The organism is Pseudomonas rubra (assembly GCF_028656935.1).
GTDB lineage: Bacteria > Pseudomonadota > Gammaproteobacteria > Pseudomonadales > Pseudomonadaceae > Aquipseudomonas > Aquipseudomonas rubra.
Genome location: NZ_JAMDGZ010000095.1, coordinates 1 through 1,636, shown reverse-complemented (window position 1 = coordinate 1,636; position 1,636 = coordinate 1). Strand labels below are relative to the sequence as shown.

Here is a 1,636-nt window from a genome sequence, read left to right as displayed (position 1 = left end):
CCCCCCGTGTCAGGCTACTTGTCGCCTCGCTTGATTGACCTACTTACTCAACGGGGGGCGAAGGTATTTGGCAATGGCGTACTATGACGACAAGTTTAAAGCCTGGGCTGTTCAGCAAATGCTGCCGCCTTTCAGACGCTCTGTAGTGGAGCTTGCGGCTGAAACGGGAGTGACGACTCAGTCGCTGCGAAATTGGAGACAGGCGGCAAGAGAAGAGGGAATGATCGTGCCGGGAGATAACAAAACTGCTGATCGGTGGAGCAGTATTGATAAATTCAATGCGGTGATGGAAAGCGCCTGTTTGAGTGAGGTGGAACTTTCCCAATACTGCCGGATGAAGGGGATTTATCCCGAACAGATTCAGGAATGGCGACTGGCTTGCCAAGACGCTAACCCTGCTGTCACCGGCAATACCAAAGTGAACAAAACGCCTGATCAGAAACGGATCGCTGAGTTAGAGCGCCAACTCAAGCGTGTAGAGGCTGAGCGAGTGGAGGCGGTGGCGTTGCTGGAACTCAGAAAAAAAGCCAACGCGATCTGGGGCAAGGACAAGGAAGACTGATCAGCGCCTCAGATCGTGTAGAGGCACTGCAGCTGATTGCCGAAGCCACTCAACGTGGGGCGCGTCGATATCGGGCGTGTTCCGAGTTGGGCCTCAGTCTACGAACTGTGCAGCGCTGGCAGCACAGCGCGACAGACAGGCGCCAACTCGTATCGCGGCCCCCGCCGAACAAGCTCAGTGAAGCAGAGCGCCAAGCGGTTCTTGAGGCGGCTAACCAGCCTGGCTATGCCAGCCTTACACCGCATCAGATAGTTCCCAAACTGGCAGATGCAGGCATTTATCTGGCCTCGGAGGCCACGTTTTACAGGGTGCTAAAAGAGGCAAATCAGAACGCGCACCGGGGCCGTGCCAAGGCACCAAAACGCCGCGCTCTGACTACGCATCGAGCGGATGGACCCAACCAGTTGTGGTGTTGGGATATCACCTGGATGCCGAGCACGATCAGAGGCCGCTTCTACTACTGGTACATGGTGAAAGATGTTTACAGCCGCAAACTGGTGGTCAATGAAGTACATGAGTCCGAACGTGCAGAGTATGCGTGCGAATTAATGGAAAAGGGTTGCCTGCGCGAGCGGACTGCTGGCCGGCCATTGGTGCTCCACTCGGACAATGGAACCGTGATGAAAGGCTCTCTGCTTCGTGAAAGCATGTTGGCTCTGGGCATAGCGCCATCGTTCAGCCGGCCTCGGGTCAGCAATGATAACGCTTACGCCGAGGCACTTTTCCGGACTGCCAAGTACTGCCCGCTATGGCCGGAACGCCCGTTTGAAGGACTGACTGAAGCAAGGCTTTGGGTGCAGAAATTCGTTGATTGGTACAACGAAGAGCATCGCCATAGCGCTTTGAAGTACGTGACACCGAATGAGCGCCACGAGGGGAAGGCAAGCGCGTTGCTCACCGCACGTGACACGCTTTACAAAACCGCCAAAGCAGCGAACCCAAAGCGCTGGAGCGGAAAAACACGTAACTGGCAGTTGGCACCCGCTGTTTACTTGAACCCAGAACGCCCTGAGGCCGAGGCCATGCAGGGCTGCTGAAACAAGAGCAAAGCGACAGGTACATTGACACGCACCG

Annotated in this window: 1 protein-coding gene; it reads left to right on the top strand. The window is 55.9% G+C overall.

All coding sequences use genetic code 11. The features are described 5' to 3' along the window. Positions 1–73: 73 nt before the first annotated feature. A protein-coding gene (locus M5G17_RS27275; RefSeq protein ID WP_420793409.1) for an IS3 family transposase occupies positions 74–1,599 on the top strand; the annotation gives its coding sequence in 2 pieces (ribosomal slippage) (positions 74–527 and positions 527–1,599; 1,527 coding nt in all). Positions 1,600–1,636: the final 37 nt, after the last annotated feature.